Source organism: Candidatus Velamenicoccus archaeovorus (genome assembly GCF_004102945.1).
GTDB classification, from domain to species: Bacteria; Omnitrophota; Gorgyraeia; order Velamenicoccales; family Velamenicoccaceae; genus Velamenicoccus; species Velamenicoccus archaeovorus.
The window spans coordinates 1-22,940 of the sequence record NZ_CP019384.1 but is presented as its reverse complement, the minus strand read 5'-3'; the positions used below and the strand labels follow the sequence as shown (position 1 = coordinate 22,940).

The 22,940-nt window shown below is 52.7% G+C and carries 22 protein-coding genes and 1 tRNA gene; all 23 read right to left on the bottom strand.

Translation table 11 applies throughout. From position 1 onward, the window contains the following. Nucleotides 1-6: 6 nt before the first annotated feature. Nucleotides 7-396: a hypothetical protein gene (locus tag BU251_RS00110; protein WP_128698890.1), complete on the bottom strand. Its 390-nt coding sequence runs from the start codon at nucleotides 394-396 to the stop codon at nucleotides 7-9. Between the two features lie 73 nt (nucleotides 397-469). Further along, nucleotides 470-787, bottom strand: coding sequence for a hypothetical protein (locus BU251_RS00105; RefSeq protein ID WP_128698889.1), 318 nt, complete (start codon nucleotides 785-787; stop codon nucleotides 470-472). 39 nt (nucleotides 788-826) lie between these two features. Beyond that, the gene (locus BU251_RS00100) at nucleotides 827-1,183 is read right to left on the bottom strand and encodes a hypothetical protein (RefSeq protein WP_128698888.1); all 357 of its coding nucleotides are present in this window, start codon (nucleotides 1,181-1,183) and stop codon (nucleotides 827-829) included. A gap of 42 nt (nucleotides 1,184-1,225) precedes the next feature. Continuing rightward, a complete protein-coding gene (locus tag BU251_RS00095) occupies nucleotides 1,226-1,477 on the bottom strand; it encodes a hypothetical protein (protein ID WP_128698887.1) in 252 nt (83 codons plus the stop codon). 93 nt (nucleotides 1,478-1,570) lie between these two features. Continuing rightward, nucleotides 1,571-1,768 (bottom strand): Flp family type IVb pilin, encoded by a 198-nt coding sequence (locus BU251_RS00090; protein ID WP_128698886.1) that lies wholly within the window; start codon nucleotides 1,766-1,768, stop codon nucleotides 1,571-1,573. 22 nt (nucleotides 1,769-1,790) lie between these two features. After that, entirely contained in the window at nucleotides 1,791-1,997 is a 207-nt protein-coding gene (locus tag BU251_RS00085) for a hypothetical protein (protein ID WP_128698885.1), read from the bottom strand. A 30-nt stretch (nucleotides 1,998-2,027) separates the two neighbouring features. Next, on the bottom strand, nucleotides 2,028-2,180 hold the full coding sequence (locus BU251_RS09365) for a hypothetical protein (protein WP_164908782.1): 153 nt from the start codon (nucleotides 2,178-2,180) through the stop codon (nucleotides 2,028-2,030). Between the two features lie 10 nt (nucleotides 2,181-2,190). Further along, the gene (locus BU251_RS00080) at nucleotides 2,191-2,439 is read right to left on the bottom strand and encodes a hypothetical protein (RefSeq protein ID WP_128698884.1); all 249 of its coding nucleotides are present in this window, start codon (nucleotides 2,437-2,439) and stop codon (nucleotides 2,191-2,193) included. 324 nt (nucleotides 2,440-2,763) lie between these two features. Next, nucleotides 2,764-4,335: a helix-turn-helix domain-containing protein gene (locus tag BU251_RS00075; protein ID WP_128698883.1), complete on the bottom strand. Its 1,572-nt coding sequence runs from the start codon at nucleotides 4,333-4,335 to the stop codon at nucleotides 2,764-2,766. A 61-nt stretch (nucleotides 4,336-4,396) separates the two neighbouring features. Beyond that, the gene (locus BU251_RS00070) at nucleotides 4,397-4,762 is read right to left on the bottom strand and encodes a DUF192 domain-containing protein (protein ID WP_128698882.1); all 366 of its coding nucleotides are present in this window, start codon (nucleotides 4,760-4,762) and stop codon (nucleotides 4,397-4,399) included. Nucleotides 4,763-5,771: 1,009 nt separating this feature from the next. Beyond that, nucleotides 5,772-7,994, bottom strand: coding sequence for an ATPase, T2SS/T4P/T4SS family (locus BU251_RS00065; protein WP_128698881.1), 2,223 nt, complete (start codon nucleotides 7,992-7,994; stop codon nucleotides 5,772-5,774). 21 nt (nucleotides 7,995-8,015) lie between these two features. Next, nucleotides 8,016-9,608, bottom strand: a complete 1,593-nt coding sequence (locus BU251_RS00060) for a TonB family protein (protein ID WP_128698880.1) — start codon at nucleotides 9,606-9,608, stop codon at nucleotides 8,016-8,018. 6 nt (nucleotides 9,609-9,614) lie between these two features. Next, nucleotides 9,615-10,538, bottom strand: a complete 924-nt coding sequence (gene cpaB / locus BU251_RS00055; RefSeq protein ID WP_164908781.1) for a Flp pilus assembly protein CpaB — start codon at nucleotides 10,536-10,538, stop codon at nucleotides 9,615-9,617. 50 nt (nucleotides 10,539-10,588) lie between these two features. Continuing rightward, nucleotides 10,589-11,533, bottom strand: a complete 945-nt coding sequence (locus BU251_RS00050; protein ID WP_128698878.1) for a peptidyl-prolyl cis-trans isomerase — start codon at nucleotides 11,531-11,533, stop codon at nucleotides 10,589-10,591. 548 nt (nucleotides 11,534-12,081) lie between these two features. Next, nucleotides 12,082-12,504 (bottom strand): type II toxin-antitoxin system death-on-curing family toxin, encoded by a 423-nt coding sequence (locus BU251_RS00045; RefSeq protein ID WP_164908780.1) that lies wholly within the window; start codon nucleotides 12,502-12,504, stop codon nucleotides 12,082-12,084. Then, nucleotides 12,504-12,773, bottom strand: coding sequence for a helix-turn-helix domain-containing protein (locus tag BU251_RS00040; protein ID WP_128698876.1), 270 nt, complete (start codon nucleotides 12,771-12,773; stop codon nucleotides 12,504-12,506). The genes BU251_RS00045 and BU251_RS00040 overlap by 1 nt, the downstream gene beginning before the upstream one ends. A 344-nt stretch (nucleotides 12,774-13,117) precedes the next feature. Then, nucleotides 13,118-13,195 (bottom strand) — tRNA-Glu (locus BU251_RS00035). A gap of 243 nt (nucleotides 13,196-13,438) precedes the next feature. Then, nucleotides 13,439-15,886, bottom strand: coding sequence for a DNA gyrase subunit A (gene gyrA / locus BU251_RS00030; protein WP_128698875.1), 2,448 nt, complete (start codon nucleotides 15,884-15,886; stop codon nucleotides 13,439-13,441). Between the two features lie 409 nt (nucleotides 15,887-16,295). Continuing rightward, nucleotides 16,296-17,117, bottom strand: a complete 822-nt coding sequence (locus BU251_RS00025; RefSeq protein ID WP_128698874.1) for a hypothetical protein — start codon at nucleotides 17,115-17,117, stop codon at nucleotides 16,296-16,298. A gap of 528 nt (nucleotides 17,118-17,645) precedes the next feature. Continuing rightward, a complete protein-coding gene (gene gyrB / locus BU251_RS00020; protein WP_128698873.1) occupies nucleotides 17,646-20,066 on the bottom strand; it encodes a DNA topoisomerase (ATP-hydrolyzing) subunit B in 2,421 nt (806 codons plus the stop codon). Further along, nucleotides 20,041-20,355, bottom strand: a complete 315-nt coding sequence (locus BU251_RS00015) for a DciA family protein (protein WP_128698872.1) — start codon at nucleotides 20,353-20,355, stop codon at nucleotides 20,041-20,043. Before BU251_RS00015 ends, gyrB begins: the two co-directional genes overlap by 26 nt. A gap of 13 nt (nucleotides 20,356-20,368) precedes the next feature. Then, nucleotides 20,369-21,475 carry a DNA polymerase III subunit beta gene (gene dnaN, locus BU251_RS00010; protein WP_128698871.1) on the bottom strand — a complete coding sequence of 369 codons (1,107 nt, stop codon included), beginning with the start codon at nucleotides 21,473-21,475 and terminating at the stop codon, nucleotides 20,369-20,371. A gap of 139 nt (nucleotides 21,476-21,614) precedes the next feature. Further along, nucleotides 21,615-22,940, bottom strand: a complete 1,326-nt coding sequence (gene dnaA, locus BU251_RS00005; RefSeq protein WP_128698870.1) for a chromosomal replication initiator protein DnaA — start codon at nucleotides 22,938-22,940, stop codon at nucleotides 21,615-21,617.

Sequence of the window (22,940 nt, the reverse complement as noted above, 5' to 3'; positions counted from 1 at the left end):
CCATCCCTAAAGCTCGTTGAACGTCACGTTGCTTTCCCCGGTCGATCTCGAAGCGCTCGCAAAATCATACTGGGCCCCGAGCCCGGAGTCTTTCCTGACGCGCACCGCATCCTGCGCCTTCGTCGTCATCGCCGCTGTCGTATTCTGATGAACGCCGGCGGCCAGGATCGGCACGCTGTCGTTCTGCCAGCCGATCTCATGGTCCGTCAGGTCCTTGATGGTCGACTGGATCCCACGCTTGGTATAGACATACATCATCAACAGCGCCGAGGCGAGCGCCGCCATGACCAGGGCATACTCTGCAATCTGCTGGCCCCTGCGCGACAGCGCCGGAAAAGCGCAAGACCTTTGCCCGCCCGTCAAACCCGCTGTTGTGTTCGATCTTTTCGCGCCCATCGCATCCTGCCTTTCGCGGGGCAAAGCCCGTTAGAGAATGATCTCTCTAACGGGCCATGCCCGCCGATCCTCTCTACACGCCCCAGTATTCCTGTTCGGCGTTCATCACATTCTCCCAGCCCGCTCTGTTCTGCCACTGGTTGTAGATTTCCGTCGATGTCGACCAACCGGTGTTCTCTTCTCGGCTGTTGGAGTATGTCTGGGTGGTTCTGTTTGAAACGGTGTAACCCGGCGAAAACTGCTCGCCGATCTGGTCAGTTGACTCTCTCATCCTGCCCTGGATACCGCGCTTCAGGTACACCTGCATCGCGATAAGGGCGGCAATTATGACCACTATTAAAACCGCGTACTCGAGGGTGCTTTGACCATTTTCTTTCAACCACCTGCGCATGTAACGTCACCTCCTTTTCGCGCGCAAAACATGAAACCCCTAATTGGCTTCCATGTAGTTGCCATAGGTCTGGTTCCCGGTTCTTTGCGTTGTGTCCGTGATAGACGTCCTGATGACGCCGCCGCCGGACTGCAGCTCTTCTGACTGCGTTCCGCTCTGGCTCGTCTCAAAGTTCGTCTGATAATAATACGGTTCGTACTGCGTCATGTTGCTGAAGAACCCGTTGCCGGCATCGTCGTCCGCTGTTTGCGTGAAATCAACAGCGTCCTTGATCCTGGCCTGCATCCCGCGGCGGATATAGATCTGCATCGCGATAGCAGCCGCCACGATAACGCCGATGAGGATCGCGTACTCAGCCGTATTCTGACCCCTCTTCGAATTCAACCATCTGAACATCCTTTTTCACCTCCTTCAACGCGGCGATCTGTTGGACCGCGATTATACGCCGACCCCTGTCGTGCCGCCCGTCGTGCCGCCCGTCGTTCCGCCCACGGCGTTCAGGCTGATCCCGATCTTATTGGCGAAGACACTGGCTGTATCGTTCAACTTCGTGCCCGTCTCGTCATAGATACGGTTGACGCCCGGCTTGATGAACTGTGTCGCCGCAAAAAGAATCGCTGCCACGATCGCTGTCAAGACGATAACATATTCCAACGTGCTCTGGCCTACTTTGCTCAACACCTTCCTCATGTCTCTTTCACCCCCTTCCTTCCTTCGGATTTCGATCCCCGCGGGCCCTCTCTGGTCCACCCTGCGGGGCGAGACCCCCTGTTGACACGGGGATCAACTGAATCTATTCTCGATCTCCTCGACCGATTTATTGATGATGAGCGACGTGCTGTTAAAAAACCTGTTCATCGACGGCTGGATAAAATTCGTCGCTGCATAAATGATGACCGCGACGATGGCCACGAACATCACGGCGTATTCGATGGTCATCTGCCCCTGTTCTTTCTGTCGTTTGCAACTGCGTGTCTCCATGATCATCCTCTCCTCATCATCCTTACACGGGGACGCTCCAGGTCGTGGCCCCCTTATTCGATTTTGCCGTCACAGAGTCCTCCATGCGATAGATCTTGCCCTGCACCGCCTGACGGACATACATGGCCATGGTCACAAAGGCCGCAGCGACAACGGCGATCAGGATAGAATACTCCAGGAGGCTTTGCGCCTTGTTCCCTCTCCAAACTTCTCTCAATAAACGGGCCATTGGAAACCCCTTGCCGCCGCAGGCGGCAGGCTATTTATCCGCCTCGTTCAGGCGGTCCTGGGTGATCAACAATCTGGCGCGGACCGCATTTTTGGTATAAACAAACATCGTCGCAAAAACGGCACAGATCACCGAGATGAGGATGGCATATTCCAGAACAGATTGTCCGCAATGTTTACGCATGTCCCGCCCCTCAAATCGTTGTGTTTGTCCATCCGCCGGGAGTCACTCCCCCCAGTGAAAAGGTGTTGAGATTGCTCTGCTTCATCTGGCCTACGGAATAATTCAACACGTACCCCGATGAGCGCTGCATCTTGGCATAAAAAGCCGAGCTCCCCACAATCGTCAACGCGGCTATCGCAACCAGCAGGACGAAATATTCAATGATCGACTGGCCGCTTATTGTCCAAACGGATCTTTTTAAGAACTTTTTTAAACTCATTACGAACCCTAGAAAAAAATTGCCGAATCGCTCATGCTTTTCTTTCAAAAAATCAGCATTGAACGATTCGGCTGCCGGAAAAATCTGCCGAACGACCCAATAGGGACAAAAAATCCCAAAAATGTTTTTTGTTTCCGTGGCGTTTTTCATCTTTTTTCCGTGGTCGATTCGATACCGATCTTGCACCAAAACTATATCATATATATTATAATGATGTCAACAAATTTTTACCCCAAAAAAGAAAGCGTTTTCTTACGTAACTGGGTTTTTTACATGGGGTAACATAAAAAGTTCTGTGAGAATTTCTGGGGACTTCCAGGGGATTCAAACTGCGGCTGTCAGAAAAATCCACAACTTGCGGCCGGATCGTTCATTCACAGGGAGGCTGTTAAATATGAGCGAAGCGTGCTCTAAAACACGTATTTTCTCTAACTCTTTTGTTTTCAATATGTTAAATAAAACATCGCAGGCCGTGTCCCTCTGCACAGCACCGGGTTGCTTATAAATCAACTCCCTGGTTTTCAACAAACTCCACTGTCTGCACAAAGGGGGCAGGAAGCTCATTTTAGCGAAAAGATCGCAAACCTCGACGAGACAGGCGAATAAATGCTCGGCATCTTTCGACTCTTTCAGCCTCAAAGAATGCGCCAAAAAGCGATCGGCAGACACAAATTCATCTGCATACCCAGGATTTTTTGCCCACTCAGAAGCCCGCAATAAGTATTCTTGGAAATTTCCGAATCTCCGCAGATAACCCTCGGCTATTTCAACCGCGGTCCAATCCTTGGGATCAAGATTCGTCAAAAGCGAAATCCTCAAAGAAGGATCTGACGATTTAAGATGGATTTTTCTTATCATAACATCTTTATTTCCAATATGTTGTGATACTTTATGACTTTCCTCTGAGACAAAAAACAGCTTGCCCAAAGGCTCACAGATAAAATTGGACTCGAAACTTTTAGGGGCGGGGGCCGTTATTTTCTCCGTATCTGAAGCCGGAGAAGCACCAATCACAAACCTTCTGCGGAGGGGCAGGACGAACGAAATTTCACGGCAAGGCCGTCCATCGGGACCAAAAAGATCAATTCTGCGGATCCTCTTTTCAGCAACAGAACCTTCCATGGCCAGAATAAAATCCTGGAGCTCTTTAGCTTGAGTACTACCCTCCGGATTAGCGTTTAGGACAAAGAAGGGTTCATTTCCTTCCACGAAAGAATTTATATAACTATCTAAAAATAAAAGATTTGAAGAAAAATTAACTGGGGTCTTTTTGGCGGTCCAGACATAGCAACCTTTTGCGTCAACATGAAAAACGCCTCCATCCGAAAGGGTAAATTTAATAAAACTGACGTCCTTTATGGAATTTAAAAAATACATAACTAATTTATTTCCAATATCTTGCGAGAATTCAAAATGGGCAAGAAAAGTCTCAAAATTTGCCTTTGAAATTTTGTAGCCTATGATATCCCATAGCTCTTTTTTTGAATACCCTGCAATTTTTTCAAGAGGCACATTATAAACCGCCTTGGACAGAAGCCAGCCTTCGACAAGAGACGGGATTGTTTCCGGCCTGATCTCTTTACAGAGCCCCATTTCCGACGTAATGGCCGCAACTTTGTCCCCTATGCCCAAAAGACGCATGGCGCCTACAAAAAAAACATACCCTGCGCCGTACAAATCCCCGGAGTATCTATAAGTTTTCAATATACTGCGGCCGACCGGCTTGCTCAATTTGGCATTTTTGACAATATTATTAACAGTTGATTTGCTGATTTTCACTCCAAACTTTCCAAAAGCAAGATCAGCGAGCTTTCGAACTCCATAATCAGAGTTTCTCTTTCGAGTCTCCAATATAAATCGTTTGATATTTTGGTTGAATTTAGCTAATTTGGACATTTATTTTCTGTTATTTAATGTTTTGCATTGTGTTATAGAAAATGATTTTATATATTGGACATTATATTTTGACGAATTTTATGTGTTTTTTATCAAAATCTTCGTTAATATCTAAAACTCCTTCTTTAAGCTCTAAAACCATATGACACCCAAACCAACATCCGCTTAGTCTCCACGGCTTCAATCCTTTAACTATCTTGATAATTCTACCATCTTTTGCCAGAAATAGGACATCTATTGGGAATTTCATGAAAAACATGTGTATAGAGCTACACGGCCTGATCAGAAGGCCCCGACCATCCTCCAGCCCAATTTTTCCAAGAAGCCCTTTGGCCCTGGCGCCAAATGAATCGGCGATAGTAATCTTGTCTGCCAGCATCTTCCCGGATTCTTGAACGATTGCCTTGTACAAGGCCTCTGCGGCCATTTGTCCCTCCTCATCCCGCCTCTGGCGGGATGACTCCGAAGCTTGCGACATTAATTTTACGAGTGCCTCTGGCGTATACGAGTAAAATTAACAAGCGTTTAAGCAAGGAGTCTGTTTTTAGTGGCTTTCCGCCTCTGGCGGGATGGCTCCGATCACCCGGCCTCATCGCACCCCGCCAAACCGGAATGGCGGGTATGCCACCTTTCTGAGGCAGATGGGCCGCACCTTGCCTCATTCGGACGGCAAGTGCGCCACCTTCTGTGGCGGTGTGCCGCTTTCTGCGGCAGCTTGCTCGGCCTGCCTTGGGCAGGCCAGGTTAATTTTACCCCGCACCCAGAATGCCCCACCTGTCAAGGTGAGGATGAATGGCATTCGGGCGGGATTCCGCCCCACGGCGGAAGCCCGGCAGGAAAAGGGGCCACGGCTGTAAAGCCGTGGGGCTCCACGAGTGCCTCTGGCGGGGTGACTCCTTAACACCAGGCCCATTTTTGGTACAACCGGCCCTGCCTCCTTGAAAACCTGGCTTGGCCGGGTTGTGGCGACCATCTGCCAAACCCGGCGCTCATTCCAGCAGAACCTGAGAGTTTTTGGTCTTTTTGATATCCAAACCGACCAAGAAAAATCCTGGCCTCATCCGGACAGAAGCTCGCAGCATTATATCAAATGACGACTTGGTCAGGCAAGCCGTTATTGGTATCTACTGGAAAACAAGCGGCTGGCGCGAGGACTTGTTCAAACAAAAGGAGGTAAGAAAATGTTGCGCAGACAGAGATCTTTTGCCATCCCCGTCAACCCTTCTCTGCGGATTGGTCGCCACGGGGCGGCTATGTCCGGAAAGATACCCCGGACACGGAGGCGCAACAAATAGAAAGACAGGGGCTGCATGGAAAGACGCGAGAGGGGGAGTTTTCTCGCTCGGAAGGCAGGAACGAGCCGGGATAAACAACGGATTCTGGGGGCGCTTCAAGAGACCGCGACGCGCAAGGTTTGACGGCGGATCTCCCAAGCTTCATTTCTGAATATTCTTCACCTGGAAGATATCTGAGGAGAGATGGATGCCGCGGGTGATGAGCTCTTCGTAAAAACTGGGGAGGTTCCCCGTGGCCGTGAATTCGCCGATGACCTTTCCCGTGTCCCGGTCGATCGACAACTGTTTGAACTGGAAAATGTCGGCAAACCTGATATGGAGCTCATCGTCCATGCCGGCAACCTCCGTCACCTGCGTGATCTTTCTGGTCCCGTCGGACAACCTGGCTGTCTGGATGACGATATCGATGGCGGAGGCCGTCATCTCGCGGATGGCGCGGATGGGAAGCTCCACGCCGCTCATCAGGATCATGGAATCCAGACGGGTCAGCACATCGCGGGTGGAATTGGCGTGGATGGTCGTCAAGGAACCGTCATGGCCCGTATTCATGGCCTGGAGCATGTCTAGCGCCTCGCCGCCGCGGCACTCGCCGATGACGATCCGGTCGGGCCGCATACGCAGGCAGTTACGGAAAAGGTCGCGGATCGAGATAGCGCCCTTGCCTTCGATGTTGGGAGGCCTGGATTCCAGGCGCACCCAATGCTCCTGGTTCAGCTTCAATTCCGCTGCGTCTTCGATAGTGACGATGCGCTCGTTCGAGGGAATAAAATCGGAGAGGATGTTGAGAAATGTCGTTTTCCCGGAACCTGTTCCGCCCGAAACGATGATGTTCTTTCTGGAAAGAACACAGGCAGCCAGGAAATCCGCGATGTCGCGGTCCAGGCTCCCGAAACGCGCGATGAGATCTTCGATCGTGAAATGTTCGCGCGCGAACTTTCTGATCGTCAGGGTCGGACCCGTCAAAGACAACGGCGGGATGATCGCGTTGACACGCGAGCCGTCGGGAAGACGCGCATCCACCATAGGCACGGATTCGTCGATGCGCCGGCCCAGGGGCGCGATGATGCGCTCGATGACGACCTTCACCTGGTCGTCGGAAATAAACTTCTTGCTCGTCAACTCGACACGCCCGTGTTTTTCGATATACACCTGGTCCTTGTTGTTCACCATGATGTCGGAAATATCCCCGTCCCGCAGAAGTTCCTCCAGAGGCCCCAAGCCGAGGGCTTCATCGGCGAGCTCTTTGACCAGCTTTTCCCTGACCTCGAGGCTCGAAAGAAAAGCGCCTGTCTCGTCCGCCAGAAGATTGGTGATGATCTTTTCCGCTTTTTCCCTCAGCTCCTTGGCCTTCTTAGGATTATTGATCAATTCCATGTCCAGGCGCTTCAAGTCAAGTTCTTCGATCAGGCGCGCATGGATGCGTCTTTTGAGACGGAGGATCTCGTCTTCCTGTTCGATGGGCTTGACCCACTTGACCTTGTCCGAAAGCCCCATCATATCCCAGAAGGTGCCGGCGACGGGCACCTCTTCTTTTTTGATGGAACGCAGGTCCTGGACCTCCTTGTGAGCAATATAAAGGGACTGGTTGGCGATCAGCTCCTGGGCGAATTTTTTGATTCCGACGCTGACGCGGCTGGCGGGACTGTCAATGACGACCGGGACGCCGCGGTTCAAGGCCAGGCCGACGACGCGTCCGTCCGACGGAACGCTGGCGATGATCTCGCAGGGGAGCGCAAGCTTGACTTCCTGCCATGAGAGACCGGACTTGCTCTCCGCACGATTCAAAAGGAGCTTGATCATCTTGAGCGGGAAGTGCAGGGACTGCAACACATCCAGCCCCCAGCGCGTCTCGTACACCGAGAGGATGTCCGGCGTCACGATAAAAAGGATCAGGTTCGAACGGTTGAAGATATGGATGAGGCTGTCCGTAAAGGCGCGGCCGCCGTCCACGATGATAAAATCATAGAACGGCGTCAGCATCGAAACAATCTTGCCGATGCGCTCGCCGGTGATGTGCGGCGACTGTTTGGGCCGGGTGATGGCCGGAAGAAAATCAATGCCGGCGGAGCTGACGAGGGTCATATAATTCTTGATGTTGCCCGCCTGCTCGATCTTCTCAAGGATGGAGACAATGTCGAATATGGAATACTGGGGGGTGGCGTCGATCATGCGCGCCATGTCCTGGACCGCCTGGAGGTCCATATCCAACAGGGCCACGCGCTTGCCTTCCTGGGCGAGGGCGATCGCGAGGTTGACCGCCAAAAGCGTCTTGCCGACACCCCCCTTGGTGCTGAAGATGGTGATGATGTTGCCCAGGTTGGGCGCAGGAGCAGCGGGAGCAGGAGTAGGAGTATTGTCTGCCATGGCTTGGTTCGGATATATTCCCTAATTCATTTGATAGGCGATAGGCACTTCAACCCATATCTCCTTGAGAAGAAGCCCTTTGGGAAACGCCGGATAGGGCGCCAGCCTCTTGACCGTATAAACAGCGGCCTTATCCAGAAGCTTGTGGCCCGACGACTGGCTCACCATGACGCCAACGAGCTGGCCGCTGGAAAGCAAGTGAAGGCTCAACACCACCTCGCCCGAAAGGTTCGCACGCTGCGCCTCGACAGGATAAGAAACATTTTTAAGGATCGTCTCCTGGATGGTGCGCACGTAGGCATCGGCGGGCTCTTCTTCCGGAGCCGCCTTTCCCTTGCTGGCCGACTCGACATCCTGCAGCATGTCACCGTAACGGACAACCTTGGGTGTCAGGGAAACCACGAGTTCCGTATCGCCCACCTGGAAGTTTTTGGAGCGGAAGAGCGCCCCGAAGATCGGCAGGTTCCCCAAGCCGGGGACCTGCTGGAGATTGTTCGTCTGCTCATTGTCGATGAGGCCGGCCAAAAAGATCGTCTCGTTGTTCTTCAGATACAATTCGGAGGTGACATTGCGCGTCTTGAATCCCGGCGTCGTCGTCGAAATGGACTGCCCTGTCTGGACCGTCAGCTGAGTGGATGAGTCGATCGTCTTGATCTCGACCTCCAGGCTGCACTGGATGTCGCCGGTCTCCTTCACTTCGGGTTTGATATTGAGCTTGATGCCGTACTCGACATAGTCCACGGCCGTCGTTGTCGTACCGCTGGAGACGCTGACGCTCGACAAGATCGGGACAGAACCTCCGACGAGGATTTTGGCCTCCTTGCCGCTCAGGGCCACAAGCTTGGGCCGCGCCAGGGTCCGCGCCAGATTGTCCTGTTCAAGAATATTGAGGGTCGCGGTGAGGGCCGTGCGGTCGAACTGCGACTGACCAACCGCCTTAATGAGGTCTGCTGCTTGACGGATCAGCGTGTGTGGCGCCGGCGTCGGTTGCTCATTGAACACCAGGGACTGCGACCAGTTGATGCCGAGCTTATCAATGGCGGTCTTGGCGATCTCCATAACCTGAACATCGATCTCAACCAAAGGATTGTCCTCTTTGAATGTCACGAGGTCGATGATCCGGTTGCGGAAACTCTCAAGGAGCTGGGTCACGACATCTTTTTTCCGCAAGGGGACTTCTCCCAGCACAAAAACCTTCCTCTCCTGCTCTCCCACCTGGAAATAGACGCTGCGCAGCCCTGCCGTCGCGAAGAGGTCTTCCAGCCGCTTCTTGAGCCTGCCAAGGTCTTCCTCAAAAACCCGCACGAGCACTTCACGCTGGCCGTAATCGTCCCATATCTGGAGGTTCGTTTCTCCTGCCGCCTTGGCGGAGACGAGGATTTCCGTCCGGCTGGCGCCGACGACATCGGCGATCTTCGGATCACCGATCGCGATCCTCTTGGGGTTGGCGACTTCCACGACCTTGGATTCCCCGATCACGATATCCAGCTGTCTGGCCATATCGTAATCGTTGAACAAAAATTCACTGCGCACTTGGCGAGGAACGCACAGCATCCCTGCCAGAAACGCAACAGCCGCCGATAAAAGAAGTGCGACGCTTTTGGCTCTTTTCATCAAAGGCTACTTGTTCATGATCATGTTCGATTTTTCAGTCCCCCGGTAGATCTCGACGGTCGGGGGCGCCGGCGGTTCCTGCTTCTTCTCTTGGGGCTTCATGGACGACGACTCTTCTTTGGTCGCCATGAACTCCTGGCCGAGATTACTGAAAACATATTGCCACAGCGCGTTGACCTCAACGGGCGGCACAGGTTCGATCGCCGTCTCCAAAGGCGGCCTCAAAACCATCCTCAGAGAAGCCTTTTGTTCGAGCGCAAACGATAAGAGCGCCGCTTCCCGCGGCGACAATGCCAGCATAATGATCAAGTCTGTGGGAGCGGTGGCGGCCTGTCCTCTCTGTGCCGGGATGCCCATACCACCCTCTACGCCCAACACAAGCACGTTCTGAAACAAAGTGACGCTCACCATCTCGGTGACTGTGCGTCCGTCGACCTGCGCGTTATACGGGAACGTGCCGATCACGTCCACGTAATCGCCGGGGCGGATCTTGCCGCCGACGGCCGACAAAAACGGCACCGTAATCGTGATGGCGCGCTTGCCCTGCGGCGTGCGCATGGCCAGGCTCGTGTCTTTGACGGCCAAGGTCAATTTTGTCGTCATGATCTGCTCGCCGGGAGCGATGGCTGCGGCTGCGCGCCGCCCGGCGGCAAGGCTGGGCGAATTGACCGCATTGGGCTGGACGTACTTTTCGGGGATCGCCTCCATCTTCATCATGGATTCGTCGATCGTGGCGCCCGCGGCGATGGGTTGGGTGGCGACCAGCACATACGCCTTCTTTTCCTCTTTAATGTATTTCTTTTCGGTCTGGGAGATATAGTTCCTCACCATCACCACGGCCACAAGCGCCAGAACGACCGCAAGAATAATGCTCAGTTTTCTTTTGTCCACGCGGAATATCTCCTCATGAAACCCTGCGGCCGTCAACACGAGCAAGCCCTCCGCCCGCATTTCCGGTCCCGGGGATTTCTGCGTCTCGATTAACGCAGGAGCTCTTCCTTGATCTCTATCTTGCCTTCGCGCCTCAACCTGTCCGTCAGATCCTGGATGCGTTGAGCCTGCTTCTGCTGCAAGAGGCCGTTCTTGATCTGATCATAGACCGTCATGTTTGTGTCGGGAAGCGTATCCGTCAATTGCGGGATCTGACCGCCTTTGACTTCTTCCACCTTGACGATATAATACCCTTTCGGCCCCTTGAAGATCGGGCTCACCGCGCCGGCATCAAGCGTAGCGATCACCTCATTAAACTTATCGAACTGCTCGGCGGGATTGATGATCCCCATGTCTCCGCCCTTCGATGCGGACGCATCGATCGAGCGTTCCTTGGCGAGCGCTGCAAAATCGCCGCCCTGCAAAAGCTGAATCAGGATATCCTTGGCCGCCTGCTCCGTCGGCACGACAATCTCCCTGGCGCGAACCTGCCTGGCTGAAGCAAACGCCTGCTTGTACTGGTTGTAGAACGCCTCGATCTCGGATGGCTCGACGGTAATGCCCTTCGTCTCATCCATGATCAGCTGCCGGGCCATAACCCCCTTCTTGAATTCCTCGACGGCGTCCTTAACGTCCTTTTGTTTTTCGATGCCCCTCGCTTTGGCCTCTTGATAAATCAATTCCTGGGTGATGAGGTCGTTAAGATAGCTCTTCTTCGCCTCGGGCGTATTGATCTTGATTTCAGGAGAAAGCGCCTGAAGATTTTTGACCTTTTCGTCAAAGCTCTCCAGGGTGATGGTATCGCCGTTCACTTTGGCAAGAACCGTTCCATAAACGGGCTGGGCCGCATGCTGGCCGGTCTCCGCGGGCGCGGCCGTTTTTGTTGATCCTGTTGATCCAAGCGAAGTCTGGAACATTCCCTTCAACTGGTCGCAACCGGCGAACATAAACGCCGTTGCCAAAACCAGCAGAAGAACCCCCGGTTTTCTCAGCATAGCTTTCTCCTTTTTTCTCGACACCTAAACTTTGTCTTCGGCACTTCCGTGCCACCGGGCCGCTCACCTTCTCGCGGCCGCGCCAAACAGTCGGACTTATTCGTCCGACCGGCGCCCTTTTTTCTCGACACCTAAACTTTGTCTTCGGCACTTCCGTGCCACCGGGCCGACACGTTCCGTCTCGCTTAACCTCAATAAAAAAGCAAGGAAACGCTTCGACCTCGGCCCGCCTCACCCTCTCGGCGGGCGTCGCTAAACGTGTTGCGGCTTATTCGCCGCAACGGCGACCTCGCGGCCGCGTCCGCTGAAAGTGAGACCTCGTCGCCTCTGGCGACGGGCCAAACAGTCGGACCTGCCTGTCCGGCCTTGCCCTGCCGAAGGCGGGGCAGGCCAAGACAGACGCCACATGGTTTTTAAAACACCTTCATGAATAAGAAGTTATAAAATACCTGATGTTATTTAGATATTTTATAACACAAGTCTCTGCGCAAATCAATAAAAATCCAACCCCAGCCAAAATCATCAGCGTTTCTATATAATACCCCAATTTACTCTTGAAGAGGAGCCATGTGAGTTTTTATAAATTTCTCTATGTACTCCGTCACTTCCTCTTTTGCGTTTGGCGGACTTTCAGCTACCCATACTGCAAAATTATAGAGGGTTTGCGTATCCACCTTTATCCATTTTTTCGCTTCATACAAAGCAAAAAACAGCGTCGTCATAGCTATTCTTTTATTGCCATTTTGAAAGGGATGATTTTTGTTCATTAAATAAAACAGCATACTAAGTTTTGCAGCAAAGGTAGGATAAAGCTCCTTTCCGTCGAAGGTCTGAAAAGGGGTTTCGAGGCAACTTTCCAAAACGCTAGGGAACCTCGTCGTAAAAGCAGGTATTGACTCATTAAAAGAAAACTTCTCTTGAGCGATAAGAAATGCTATCTCCTCAACTTCTTTGATTGTAATTCTATGCACTACTCTTCTCCCAGCCTCTTTAACACATCCCCATATTCTCTTAACGTTTTATTTACGGCCATTTTTATTTTGGCTTTTTCTTCTGGTTTCAAAGAACGCCCCTTAATTCCTCTTACCTTCCGTATAATGTCCTCTTTCGGAACCGCATAAATCTTACCGATTCTTATGGCTGGCAGTTGTCCCTTTTTTACTTTTTTGTAAACAGCTATCCTGCTTATTTTTAATATCTTTGCCGCCTGAGCTATGCTAAAGTATTCTTTCTCCTCCATCTTTCACCCCTTAAATAAGTTATGAAGACAACATTAACACATGTTAACTAAATTAACCTTGGTTAACAAAAGTTAACTAATGTTCCGTTGTTAACGTATGTAAACTATATTAGTCTAACACGCCTCATCTTGGGAAACAAGTAAAAAATAGCTGCGGATAGGCTAGGCACTGTGAGGAGAAATGGTTACCAGATGAAAACTGGCAACCCCAACCGGATTCCCATAAGGCCACAACTTATGGGGCCGCGGGCGACGCAAATCGTCTGGCCGAATGGGCCCCGAACCGAGCGCGAAACGCTTTTTGTGAAGCGCTTGGTCTGGTTCGGGGAAACCGGTGCTAAATCTGGTAGCCCCAACCGGATTTGAACCGGTGTCTTATGGCTGAGAACCACACGTCCTGGACCAGGCTAGACGATGGGGCCGTAAAATTCACTTTGTTCATCACGCCCCTAATCCCGTGGCGTCGAAGACGCTTTACAGGAGGGGGCCGCAAATACAGCGTTAGAGTATGGCGGTATCGAAGCAAAAGGCCGCGTCATAATTTTGCCGTGAAAACATTTTAGCATGGACGGCCTTCTTTGGGTCTTTTTCTTAGCTGTTCTTTCTGAGTTTTGTGGCCAAACTTTTTTGTTTTACTCTGATACTCTGACGCGTTGATACTGATTTTATTCTTCGTCCTTGGCGGCGATCTTTGCGACGGAGGTGACGGCATCCCCTTTTTCCAGCGACATAAGACGAACGCCCTGCGCATTGCGGCCGGTCTCGCGGATATCCTTGACAGGACACCGCACCATCATCCCTTTTTGGGTGATCGTCATCAGCTCGTCATCGGGCAGGACACAGTTGAGGCCGATGGCATCGCCGTTCTTGTCGGTCACCTTCACGTTGATGATCCCTTTGCCGCCGCGCGATTGAACCCTGTATTCGTCGATGGACGTCCTCTTGGCAAAACCGCCGGAGGTGACCGTCAAGATCGTGGCGCCCGTCTTGGCCAGGTCGGCGGAGATGATCTCCATCCCGACGACCACATCCTTCTTGTCGAGCTTGATCCCGCGCACGCCCTTGGCCTGCCGGCCCATTTCGCGTAATTGTTTTTCCTTGAAACGGACCGCCTTGCCCTGGCGCGTCGCCAGCAAGACATCAAGATTGCTGTCCGTCATCTTGGCGTCCATGACGCTGTCGTCCTTGTCCAGGCCCATGGCAAGGATCCCGCCCTTGCGCGGATTGGCAAAGGCGGACAGCGCGGTCTTTTTGATCACCCCACCCTTGGTGCAAAGGACGATAAATTTGTCGTCGGAAAATTCCTTGACGGGAAGCACCGCCGCCACCTTCTCCTTGATGGACAGCTGCAAAAGGTTGATGATCGCCTTGCCCTTGGACTGACGCGAGGCCTGCGGGATCTCGTAGACCTTGATCCAGTAAAGCCGGCCCTGATCCGTAAACACCAAAAGATAGTCCTTTGTCGAGGCGATGAAAAGACGTTCCACAAAATCCTCGTCGCGCGTCTCCATCGCCGTCACACCTTTGCCGCCGCGCTTCTGCTTGCGGTAGGCGCTGATGGCAAGCCTCTTGATATAGCCGGCATGCGAGATCGTAATGACCATGTCCTCTTCGGCGATGAGATCTTCCAGTTCAATGTCTTCGGCATCGCCCGTGATCTCCGTGCGGCGTTCATCGCCGAACTTTTTCTTCAGGGCGGACAGCTCCTCTTTGATGATTTCTTCGACGAGCTTCTCGGAGGCAAGGATCGCCCGATAATGCTCGATCTGCTTTAAGAGCTCCAAATACTCCTTTTCGATCTTTTCCCGTTCCAGCTGCGTCAAGCGCTGGAGCTGCATCTCCAGGATCGCCTGGGCCTGGACGTCGGAAAGGTCGAAATTCTTCATCAGGGCCTTTTTCGCCTCAGGGGTACTCTTGGACTCGCGGATCGTCTTGATGATGCGATCCAGGAATTTGAGGGCTATCTTGAGCCCCTCCAGGATGTGCGCCCGGCGCAACGCCCTGTCCAGTTCAAACTGCGTCCGCCGCCGGATGATCATCTTGCGGTGATCGATGTAACAGCGCATGATCTGTTTCAGATTCAGAATCCTCGGTCTTCCGTCGACAAGCGCCAACGCGATGATGCCGAAGGTCGTTTCCAGCTGCGTGTGCTTGTAAAGGTGGTTCAAGACGATCTGCGGCTCGGTGTCCCTCTTGAGCTCGATCACCACGCGCATGCCGTCCTTGTCGGACTCATCGCGGATATCGCTGATCCCCTCGATCTTTTTGTCCTGGACCAGGGCCGCGATCGCCTCGATCAAAGACGTCTTGTTGACCTGATAGGGGATCTCGGTGATCAGGATGTTGTCTTTGCCGTTCTTCTGGCGCTCGATGGAGACGCGCGCCCGAATCGTGATCTTGCCGCGGCCCGTCGAAAAAGCGTCCTTGATGCCGTCGCGGCCGCAGATGATCCCCCCTGTCGGGAAATCCGGCCCCTTGACATATTTCATCAGCTCCTTGACCTCCGCCTCCGGATGGTCGATCAAATAGGTGATGCCGTCGACGACCTCTGTCAGGTTGTGCGGCGGGATGTTCGTCGCCATGCCGACGGCGATACCGCTGGAGCCGTTCACGAGCAGGTTTGGCAGGGCCGACGGCAACAAAAGCGGCTCCTGGAGGGACGCGTCGAAGTTCGGGATATAGTCCACGGTCTCTTTGTCGATATCCGCAAGCATCTCGTCGGCGATAGACGCCAGCCGCGCCTCGGTGTAACGCATGGCCGCCGGCGCATCGCCGTCGACGGAGCCGAAGTTTCCCTGGCCGTCCACCAAGGGATAACGCAGCGAAAAATCCTGGACCATGCGTACAAGCGTGTCATAAACCGCCGCGTCGCCGTGAGGATGATACTTACCCAGCACTTCACCGACGATACGCGCGCTCTTTTTATAAGGCTTGGAGTGGTCAAGGTTAAGTTCGTGCATCGCATAAAGGATGCGGCGGTGCACGGGCTTGAGGCCGTCCTTGACGTCGGGCAGAGCGCGGCCGACGATAACGCTCATCGCGTAAGACAGGTAAGACCCCTTCATCTCCTCTTCGATATAGATCGGAACGACTTTTTCGTTTTGTGCGTACATTAATTTCCCCTCTGCACCTTTTGTGTGGAAATTACCCCGAAGTCTGCGCCGTTCATTTCCACCGACCGGCCGCCAGGCCGAATCCTGGTGGAAATGGACAAGCGAATTGACAAGGGGTTAAAAGTTAATTCCTTAATTTGCCCCCTGAATCTTTTTCTAAGCAAATTATCCCGAAGCCTGCGCAGGAAATTTTCCGGCTGGCCGGGCTCCGCCCGGACGAGCCGTGGGAAAATTTACAAGCGTATAGGCGAGGGATGAAACCTTGGTTTCCTTGCTTAAATTTTCGAGCGTTCAAGCGAGGAGTCGTGCTCAATCCTTAATTAATTTTTCTCCCTCATGCTCCTCTGGAGCCCCGCGGGCATAGCCTCGCCCGCCGCTTACGGCGGACAAGGAATCCTGGCAAACGGGATTAATGAATGCTGCGTTTTAAACCCTTGATTTGTTCATAACAAACCAGCCACAAAGCCAGCCACAGCGGCCCGAAGAGCGCCCCCATGGCCGGGTCGATCGTATAAAGAACACGGGGCGCCGCAGCCGCCATGCGCAGGACAAAATAAGCCGTCAGCCCAAGCGCCAGATAGAGCACGACGAAAATAAGAAAGGTGCTTGCGTACCGCAAGGCCTGCCCCCGGATCCGCGAGCGGCTCTCCCTGAACGCCTGGATCACAGGCTTGTTTTCAAACCCGGCGATGAGCGGGGCCAGCGTAAAATAAAATCCGTACCAGACCACGGCGATGGCAAGGGCCACGGCAACCGTGCTTGTGGCTAAAAGCATGCCCAGCGCCAGGGACGTTGCGGGGTGTTGCGCATACAAAACGTGTCCCCCGACCAGAAAAGCGCCGGCGAGCGATATCCCGACGACAAAAAACACAAAAAGCATAAAAACACCGGAGATATAGCCTGAGAACCTGGTGCATGTCTGACGGAAAATATCGGCAAACAGGGGCCGGCGGCCCTGGGCATCCCTGAGATAACCGAGGATGAAAAGCGAAACAAAGGCGCTCAGGACGATAACGGCTACGGCCTCAACGCCCAAAAAAACGGTCAACAGCATCCCCGGCCGGCCCGGCGGCAAGGGGGTGACACAACGTACGGATAGCTTCAGAATGCGCGCAGCGAACACATTCACGCCATGAATGGCGAAGATGGGGATAAAGTTCTTCGTCCAAAGCCCGAGCGACGCGCCAAACGCGCCTATAGGATGAAAGACAACAGGGGTCTCATTCGTCATAACATCCTCCTTGATTTTGTTTTATATCGGGGTAATTTTCCTTACAAAATCAACCCTGCGTCTACGCAGGAAATTTTCGCCGGATGGCCGTCCTGGCCGGCTGCGCCAGGCCGACGGCCTAACCCTGGCGGAAATTTCCAAGTGATTAGACGCAAGGGTAACGCTTAGTCCTTAATTCCGCCTCTGGCGGAATTAGACCCTCCGCTATGTGGAATGCGGAGGTCTACCCTTTCTGGGTTAACTCCACGTGTATCTTGAGAATTTATGGCTGCCCGCCTGAGCTCTGCGAAGGCTGGGTGCAGACATAAATTGTCAAGATGCTTTCACGGGGAGTAACGTTTATTTCCTTAATCCTTCCGCCTCTGGCGGAATTAGGCCCTTCGCTTATTTGGTATTACCTGGCTCCATTGGATAAGCCAGTATGCCGCGTTCTGCGGAACCCGCCGCTGGAACTTCGGCGCCTGTCTGCCGGTAGGCAGGGACATCCGCCAAAGCATTAGTGGCGGATGCTTGAGCGAAGAGCCGTTTTCAAATATCCAAATTCCTCACCATGTGGGCGTTTTTCTCGATGAATTCCCGGCGAGGGTCCACCTGGTCTCCCATCAGAATCGTAAAGATCTCGTCGGCCTCGATCGCGTCTTCCAGAAGCACTTTCAGGATCGTCCGCCGCTCGGGATCCATCGTGGTATCCCAGAGCTGCTGCGGATTCATCTCGCCCAAACCTTTATAGCGCTGGAAGGTCATCCCTCTTTTGGCCAATTCCTTGACGTGTTCCAGAACTTCCTTGAGCGCAAAAAATTCCACATCCACCTCGTTCGTGATCCTAAAAGCCGGCTTGACCCTCTTGCCGCCCTCCGCTTGTTTGCCGCTCCGGACAGAAGCATCCTCTTTGCGCTTGGAAGGACCAAAATACGTTTCAATGGGGATACCCATCTTCTCGATCTTCGTGATCACTTTCTCTATATCTTCTGCGTCGTAAATCTCGACATAATTAAACTCTTCCTTTTCACCCTTGGCAGACTCTGAAAGCTTGGCAAGCTCGGCGTCAGAGAACAAATAATGGGCCTCTTGCTCCACTTTCGCCACATAAATAGGCAATTTTTTGGAACCTTTATGTCTATTTGAGACCAATTTTTCTAAATCAACTCCATTTTTCTCTAAATGTATGTTAAATCTATCCAGCTGGACCAGATCCTCAAGCAATTCTTTGAATTGCGGGTCATTGAGTGTCTTTTTGTCCGCAAGAACAGAAAACTTAAGTCCTTCTCTGCCAATATCTAACATCAATTGATTCATCTGTTCTTCCGTCTGGATATATTCTTCCCTGTTGCCCCTCTTGATCTTATACAAAGGCGGCTGAGCGATATAGATGTGGCCACCTTCGATCAGCCTGGGCAGCTGCCTTAAAAAAAGCGTCAACAGGAGCGTGCGGATGTGCGATCCATCAACATCCGCATCGCACATGATAACGATCTTGTGGTAGCGCAGTTTTTCAAGATTGAACTCCTCGCCGACGCCCGTGCCGAGGGCCGTCAGGATCGTGCGGATCTCTTCATTGCTCAGGATCTTGTCGAGCCTGGACTTCTCGACGTTCAGGATCTTCCCCTTGATGGGCAGGATCGCCTGAAAACGCCGGTCCCTGCCCTGTTTGGCCGAACCGCCGGCAGAATCACCTTCAACGATAAAAAGCTCGGACATGGAGGCATCCGTTTCCGAACAGTCGGCGAGCTTGCCGGGCAGGGAAAGCCCCTCAAGGGCGCCCTTGCGGCGGGTCAGTTCGCGCGCCTTCCTGGCCGCCTCTCTGGCGCGCGCCGCCAGCACCGCTTTCTCGACGATCTTGTTGGCGACGGAAGGATGCTCTTCAAAAATGGTCGTCAGGAACTCAAACACCTGGGAGGCAACAAACCCTTCGGCCTCGGAATTGCCCAGCTTGGTCTTGGTCTGCCCCTCGAACTGGGGATTGGGGACCTTGAGACTGATGACCGCCGTGAGCCCTTCGCGGACATCGTCGCCGGAGATCGTGGCGCTGGAGTCCTTCAGGAGGTTCTTGCTCTTGACGTACTGGTTGATGGCGCGCGTGAGGGCGGATTTAAAACCGCTCAAATGCGTACCGCCCTCGACGGTATTGATGTTGTTGGCGTACGTAAAGATGTTTTCCGCGTAGCTGTCGTTATACTGCATGCCCAGCTCCAGGACCATATCCTCGCCGGACTTCTCGACATACAAAACCTTATTGTGCAGCGGGTTCTTGTTTTTATTCAGGTGCTCGACAAAGGAGATGATGCCGCCGTTGAAACAGAACTCGGCCTCCTTCTCCGACCGCTCGTCGGCAAGCTTGATAGAAAGACCCTTATTCAAAAAGGCCAGCTCGCGCAGGCGGTTGGCCAAGGTGTCGTAAGACATGTCGATGGCCTTGAAGATCTGCTTGTCCGGCTTAAAGGTCACCTTGGTGCCGGTGGCCTTGGCCTTGCCGATGACCGTCAGCTTGGAAACGGTCTTGCCGCGCTCGTAACGCTGGTGATAAACCTTCTCGTCGCGCCGGATCTCGACCTCGAGCCATTCCGAAAGCGCATTGACGACGCTGACGCCCACGCCGTGCAAACCTCCGGACACCTTGTACGCCCGGTGGTCGAACTTGCCGCCGGCATGGAGCGTCGTCAGGGCGACTTCGACGGCCGGTTTTTTCTCTTTGGCGTGAATATCGACGGGGATGCCGCGGCCGTCGTCGATCACGCTGACGCTCTGGTTCTCGTGGACGATGATGCTGATGCGTTTGCAAAACCCCGCCAACGCCTCATCGACGGAATTGTCGACGACCTCAAAGACCAGATGATGCAGGCCGCGGTTCGTCGTATCGCCGATATACATTGCGGGCCGCATGCGGACGGCTTCCATGCCTTCCAAAACCTGTATTGCTGTCGCGTCATACTTCTTGTTCGCTTCTGCCATGCTTCTCCTTGATGTCCCCCAGTTGCAGCTTAATATCTTTGATCTTGAAGGCTTTGTAAAATTCCTTCTGGATCGTGTTTTTTTTAAGGCTCAGCTGGTAGAGCCACGCTGAGCTATTTACATTAACCCGGATTTTATCCTTTGTCAAATAAACGATTTGGCTGTGCGCCGCCGCGCGCTCCCCCACCAGGCGCCGCCAGAGGGCCTTCGCTCCGTCGAGATCGCGCCCCTTCTGCTGCCTCATGAGGTCTTTGAGGACTGTCTTGAGGACGGATTTGATCTCCTGCATTCACCGGCCTTTGTTAGCTCAGTCTCATCGGTTGCACGATATACACATATTCGGGCGACCGGACCACGCCGGGTTTCTCCCCGTCGTAAAACTCCAGGGAAAATTCCGGCTCGCGCCAATACCGCAGGACATCCAGGAAATAATTCGGGTTGAACCCGATAACAAACTCCTTGCCGGCGTACTCCAGCGGGATGTCTTCCTTGAATTCCCCGACATCCGGGGTAGACTTGGAAACCACCAACTTGTTCTTGAACAGCTCAAACTTGACCGCCTGAAAATCCGGCGTCGTTAAAAGGTTGGCCCGCCGCAGCACCAGGACAAAATCGTCCTTATTAAGCCTGACCTTCAGGGCGGAAGGCTGAGGGATGACGCGCTGATAATCCGGAAAATCCCCCTCGATCAACCTGGAAATAATCACGGCCCCATCCATTTCAAAGAAGACCTGGTTCTGCGAAATGATCAAAGAGACATCCCCCTCTTCCTTCAAGTTCCTCAGAAGCTCCTGGATCGTCTTGTAAGGAATTATAACCTTGGTTTCTTTGTGTGCCTTGAGAGGTATTTTTTTCTCGACGACAGCCAACCTTCTGCCGTCAGTCCCGACAAAACGGACAAGCGATTCCCCCTCCCCATTCTTTTTGACCTCAAAAAGAAGGCCGTTAAGGACGTAACGTGTTTCTTCGTGCGAAACGGCAAAAGCCGTCAATTGAAGCATGTTCTTCAAGGTATCTTGGGTCAACACAAGGCTTTCTTTTTCTTTGATCTCGGGAAGTTTTGGAAATTCCTCTTTGGGCAGCCCCATCAACTTGAATTCACAATTCTCCAACTGGATATCCACAACATTGTTTTTCCGTGTATTGATCACAACTGCGCCTGAAGGCAATTCCTTGATGATATCGTTTAAGCGCTTGGTGGGTATGGTGATGGCCCCGGGTTCAAGGATTTCCGCATCAAGAATAATAGAAACCCCCATATCTAGATCGGTGGTGGTTAGTCTGATTTTGTTTTTTTGTGTCTCAAAAAGAATATTGGATAGGATTGGTAAAACATTTTTGGGTGTAATGACGTTGCCAACGGCTTGAATGCCTTTTTGCAATTCTGTTTTATCCACACGGATCTTCATCCACACCTCCTAATACTAGAAATTTAATATAAAAGTAGTTGTAGTAATAACTTTTAGTTCTGTTGAAAACCACCTAACCCCAGAAAAACAAGCGACTAAAAACAAAAAATATTCTGGATAACCGGTGGACAAAGAAGGATTATCTTTGGAAATCGCTTTTAAGCTGTTCCACCGCGTTTTTGATGTCGTGGTTTTTGGAGATCTCGGCCTGGATTTTCTTAAATGCGTGCAGCACAGTTGTGTGGTCTTTGCCGCCAAAAGCGCTTCCAATCTCCGGCAAAGACATGCTTGTGAGTTCCCGCGACAGATACATTGCGACCTGGCGCGGCACCACGACATTTTTGACCCGTCTTTTGGTTTTTAATTCATCCGGGTTGATTTTGAAGTAATCGGCCACGGCCTTCTGGATGTCTTCCACCGTGATCTGTTTGGACGCCTCTTTGAGCAGGTCCTTGAGGACGTTTTTGGCCATTTCCAGGGTGATGTGTTTTTCTTCCAGGAGCGAATAGGCGATCACCTTGACCAGGGCCCCCTCCAACTCTCGGATATTGCTCTTGATGATCTCGGCGATCAGATGAACGACATCGTCGGGAATATCGACGCTTTCGTTCTCGATTTTTTTCTTGAGGATCGCGATGCGGGTCTCCAGGTCTGGTGGCTGGATGTCGGTGACCAAGCCCCAGCTGAACCGCGAGACAAGGCGTTCCTCGAGCTTTTGGATTTCCTTGGGAGGCCTGTCGGACGAAATGATGATCTGTTTATGGTTGTCGTAAAGGGCGTTAAAGGTGTGGAAGAACTCTTCCTGGGTGGCTTCTTTGTTGGCGATGAAATGGATGTCGTCGATCAGAAGCACGTCGACATTCCTGAATTTCTCCCGGAATGTGGCTGTGGAACGGTGCTGGATGGCGCCGATCAACTCCGTTGTGAATTTTTCCGACGATGTGTAGTAAAACCGCGTCGATGGATTGTTGTGGCGGATCCGGTGGCAGATGGCCTGCATGAGGTGAGTTTTGCCCAACCCCACCCTGCTGTAGATGAACAGAGGGTTATATGCCTTGGCCGGAGAGTCTGCGATGGAAAGGCAGGCTGCGTGCGCAAAGCGGTTGGATGGCCCAACGATGAAGTTGTCGAAGGTATACTTGGGATTCAGGACGAAAGGCGCTGCGGGTTCCCGCATGGGCGCTGCGGCTTTGAATGCCGGCTTTTCCTCTGCTGCCAGCGCAGGGTTGATCCGGTAGCACACGTCGAAAGCGCATCCTGCGTTTTTCAGGGCGTCGCGGATCACCAGATCGTAATGCTGGATGAGCCACTCCCTGAAAAATTCATTGGGGACTTCGAGGCTGATGGTTTGTTTGCCCGAATCCGATCTCGGCCGGATGGGCTTGATCCAGGCCTCATAGGCATTCTCCCCTACTTTGGATCGGACGGCCTGAGCGGCCTGAAACCACAGGTTGCTTTCAGTCAT